The organism is Gelidibacter sp. F63206, assembly GCF_023015735.1.
The window spans coordinates 1-4,342 of the sequence record NZ_JALKAU010000065.1 but is presented as its reverse complement, the minus strand read 5'-3'; the positions used below and the strand labels follow the sequence as shown (position 1 = coordinate 4,342).

Below are 4,342 nucleotides of genomic sequence, written 5' to 3'. Positions count from 1 at the left end.
TATCCAGGAGTTCCTATCAAAGAAGGAAGGAGACCAGTTTTAAAAGCTGGAGGAAAAGAATTAAATGCAGAAGGAATGTACATTATGCCTGGTTTTGTAGATAGCCATGCGCACATTGGAGGCAAATCTCAAGGAACACCGGCAGAATACGTCTATAAATTATGGATGGGCCATGGCATTACCACGATTGTGGATCCAAGTAGTGGGAATGGTATTGCTTGGACTCTGGAAGAAAAAATGAGAAGTGAAAAAAATGAAATAACCGCACCAAGAATAAAAGCCTATACGTCATTTGGACAGAATAGCAAAAGCCCTATTGCTACCGATCAGCAGGCAAGGGAATGGGTGCGGAACAATGCCAAACTTGGAGCCGATGGCATCAAATTCTTTGGAGCGACACCCGTAGTGATGGCTGCGGCGTTGGATGAAAACAAGAAATTAGGGTTACGCTCAAAAATGCATCATTCACAAACCTATGTGGGGAGTTGGAATGTGTTGCATAGTGCAAGGTCAGGACTAACTTCTATGGAGCATTGGTATGGTTTGCCCGAGGCGCTATTTGATGATAGAACCGTTCAAGACTATTCATTGGAATATAATTATCAAAATGAGCAGGATCGTTTTGGAGAAGCTGGGCAGTTGTGGAAACAAGCAGCAGCACCTAATAGCAAAAAATATAACGATGTTATGGATGAGCTCCTGGCTCTTGATTTTACTTTGACACCCACCTTTGTTATTTATGAAGCCAATAGAGATTTAGCCCGGGCACGTCTAGCCGAATACCATCAAGAATTTACGCTTCCAAGCTTATGGGATTTTTATGCCCCTAGCCGCGAGTCTCATGGTTCGTATTGGCTTAATTGGGGAACTGAACAAGAGATCGAGTGGAAGGCCAATTATAAACTTTGGATGAATTTTGTCAATGATTATAAAAATAGGGGTGGAAGAGTAACAGTAGGTACTGATGCAGGGTTTATTTACGAACTCTATGGCTTTTCATATCCTCGTGAAATGGAACTTTTACGTGAAGCAGGATTTCATCCATTGGAGGTCATAAAAGCAGCGACTTTAAATGGTGCAGAAGCATTGGGTATGGAAAATGACATTGGATCTATTGAAGTAGGTAAATTGGCAGATTTTGTCATTGTAGAAGAAAATCCATTGGAAAATTTTCAAACGCTTTATGGAACAGGTGCTATTAGAATAACTGAAAATAATGAGGTCGTTCGAGTGGGAGGCGTAAAATACACCATTAAGGACGGCATTATTTATGATGCCAAGAAACTATTGTCTGATGTCAAGGAAATGGTCAGAAAGGACAAAGAAAGTAAAGGCTATAAAATAACTCAACCGGGAATTCCTATGAATTAGAAGTGGTGATAGTTTATATCAAACTATTTAATTATATAATCCCATGCCATGGAAGAAGTGATTAATTTGGACAACACAAAGATTGCTTTTGCTAATAAATCAAACAAGCAATTACATAAATCAAAAATTTTATTTAATTTATTGAGTAAGGATTGGCTTTTGGAGATTGCAAAGCCTATAACTACTTTTTTCTTACGGATTCATTTTCCAATTGATTATCTATTAAGATACACCGTTTTTGATCAATTTTGTGGAGGAGAAACAATAGAAGAATGTAAATCGACGGTAGATAATTTATATGAGTATGGGGGTGTTTACTCTATTTTGGATTACTCTGTTGAAGGAAAGAATGAAGAGTATTTTTTCGAGGATACCTTAGAGACCATATTGAGAATTTCTGTTTACGCGAAATATTCTGCAGCAGTTCCCTTTTTAGTTTTTAAACCAACAGGATTGGGAAGATCTGAAATCTATGAAAAAGTTTCCATGAATGCTGAATTAACAGAAGTAGAATTAAAAGAGTGGCAAACAATAAGAGAGCGTTACGATGCTATTTGTCGTTCCACTGCAGGTACTGCTGATTTGAAAATTATGATTGATGCTGAAGAATCCTGGATGCAGAAAGCCATAGATAATCTCGTGGAAGAAATGATGTTGAAATATAATAAAGATAGAACTGTTGTATTTACAACACTTCAGATGTACAGATGGGACAGGCTTTCATACTTAGAATACTTGTATGGTCTTGGTAAAAAAAACGGAATCAAGATAGGTGTTAAATTTGTCAGGGGTGCATATATGGAAAAAGAACGCGAAATGGCTGATCTAAATGGTTATGAAAGTCCAATATGCCCTGATAAAGCTAGTACGGATTTAAATTTTAATAATGCCGTCTCCTATTCTTTAAATCGGTTGGAAATATTTGAACTATTTTTAGGTACTCATAATGAATTAAGTTGTCAGATCCTTATGAATGGCATGTTAGAAATGAGTATAGAAAACAATGACAATAGAATTTGGTTTGGACAACTTTATGGTATGAGTGACCACATAAGTTATAATTTAGCTATCAATAATTATAATACTTCAAAATATGTGCCTTTCGGTGCATTGAGAGAGGTAGTTCCTTATCTATTTAGGAGAGCTGAAGAAAATACTTCGATTGGAAACCAAACAACACGGGAACTAACTTTGATAGATAAGGAAATAAAAAGAAGAAGAGAAAAGTCAAAGTCTATAATAAATGGAAAAAAATAAAGTAGCAGAAAATTCTTGTCTCCTCCTCTTTGTTGATTTAGTTCTCTCCACGTTTTGAAATAATGCTATTTTATACATCAAGCCTATAACCTAAATTTACTTCACTGGCAACTTGACCTCCTTCTACTCCCCAATTTTCTGGTGAAGTTTCTCTTAGAAGTATGAGAACATGATCTTTGGGTATTCCTAAAGGCTCTAAGTTCTCAACAATACTCTTGTATAATTTTCTCTTAGCTTCGACTGAACGACCAGTATAAGCGTCAATATTTATGTATGTATAGCACTCTGGTTTATTCAAATTGGTTGGGCAGGCGAATCTTTCTGGTGAATTAATAACCAATCTCACTACTTTATCTGTAGGTAGAATTTTAAACGCAGTTTGTAAAGCAGAATGAACGGCATCCATTATTTTTATTCCATCTTCTTTATTGTATTCTTTTCGAACTTCTATGATAACGCTTGGCATACTTCTATTTATTAAGTTTTATATGTCCTTTAAAACTAATCATTAATTCTAAGTTATAATACAAAGTGATCTAAAGAGGATAATATAGTGTAGTTATTGAATAACATCGTACATGCTGAAACTGGAAACTCACTTTTATCTCATGATTTGTTGATGTACCGTTCTGATAAAGAAGAGTAATTGTCTAAATTATAATTTAAAATTAAATTGGATGATGTTCTAATAAAAAATTCAAATGACTATATATTTCACTTTTCTCAAAATGATTTTTTTGTGGTGGACATGATAACCTGCTCTTACTTCAGAGTAACGAGGTCATAAATGATTAATATGAGAAAGGGTTTATATTTTTATGATAAGACCTTTGGGCAATATTTCTTTGAAATATTAGAATCGAAAAAAGGTAATAGTTTTTGATTAAAATTCAATAGAAGTCGATGTTGTTATCGAATAAACTAATTAGAAAATCAGGTTAGGATTACTTTGCGTCAAAAGAATTTAAACATTTTTACTTAGACTGAAAGTGATTCAATAATTATGTGGCTTAGAAATAAGAATGTTAATAGAGTTGAGTTTGGAGGGTATTAAAAATATAGAATTCTTCCTTTATAGAATAAAAGAGATTCTTCTATACATACGACAATTGGTTTTTTATTCGTAAATGGGTAATCAAAAGTTCTGTAATATATTGTTTATCTGCAGTTATATACCTGAAAATATAACAAAACTTACAGGGAAATTTATGGACGTATAATTGCAAAGTCATTGAGCAAAAAATAGAGTTAATCACTTTATGGAAAACTGATGGGTTTTTACTTTGTTTTTATTACAGTACCTTTAATAGATACAAAGAAAGAGTTCTAAAAAAAGATGCAACCAGCTCGTTGTCTGTATTAAGATTCATATGTAAATTCGATCTTGTAGTAACCTGAGTTCGATTGATAATATTTGATTTTTTTGTATAAAAAAAGATAGATTTTTAGTAAATTAAAGTGTTGAAATTCAATTTGTTAATCTAAAAACCTATCCATGATAATCTATTCTAAAGTTACTGAAATTTTTTGTATCGTCGATGAATTTTGCAGGGAATATTCCGAAGTGGTCGACAAATCCCTTATCGGCAACAAGCCCAAACGCCCTCCCGTTATGTCCCAGAGCGAGATAATAACGATAGCGGTTATTTTCCAGTTGAGCGGTTTCAGGTGTTTCAAGCACTTTTATCTTTTCTACGTGAAGACCCATATGAAA

4 protein-coding genes are annotated in these 4,342 nt (G+C 34.0%); 2 read left to right on the top strand and 2 right to left on the bottom strand.

All coding sequences use genetic code 11. The features are described 5' to 3' along the window. Together MWU32_RS03070 and MWU32_RS03065 are read left to right on the top strand one after the other, a co-directional pair. The coding region (locus MWU32_RS03070; RefSeq protein WP_246937679.1) for an amidohydrolase family protein at positions 1-1,371 on the top strand (1,371 nt) is incomplete at its 5' end. Between the two features lie 48 nt (positions 1,372-1,419). Then, entirely contained in the window at positions 1,420-2,628 is a 1,209-nt protein-coding gene (locus MWU32_RS03065; RefSeq protein WP_246937677.1) for a proline dehydrogenase family protein, read from the top strand. A gap of 70 nt (positions 2,629-2,698) precedes the next feature. On the opposite strand, the gene MWU32_RS03060 is transcribed toward MWU32_RS03065, so the two are convergent. Together MWU32_RS03060 and MWU32_RS03055 are read right to left on the bottom strand one after the other, a co-directional pair. Next, complete coding sequence (locus MWU32_RS03060) at positions 2,699-3,094, bottom strand: tautomerase family protein (protein WP_246937675.1); 396 nt, start codon at positions 3,092-3,094, stop codon at positions 2,699-2,701. Between the two features lie 1,023 nt (positions 3,095-4,117). Beyond that, the coding region (locus tag MWU32_RS03055; RefSeq protein ID WP_246937656.1) for a hypothetical protein at positions 4,118-4,342 on the bottom strand (225 nt) is incomplete at its 5' end.

Excerpts from the sequence above, each read along its gene's own strand:
- MWU32_RS03060 (WP_246937675.1), bottom strand. The coding sequence starts at position 3,094 with ATGCCAAGCGTTATCATAGAAGTTCGAAAAGAATACAATAAAGAAGAT.
- MWU32_RS03065 (WP_246937677.1), top strand. The coding sequence starts at position 1,420 with ATGGAAGAAGTGATTAATTTGGACAACACAAAGATTGCTTTTGCTAAT.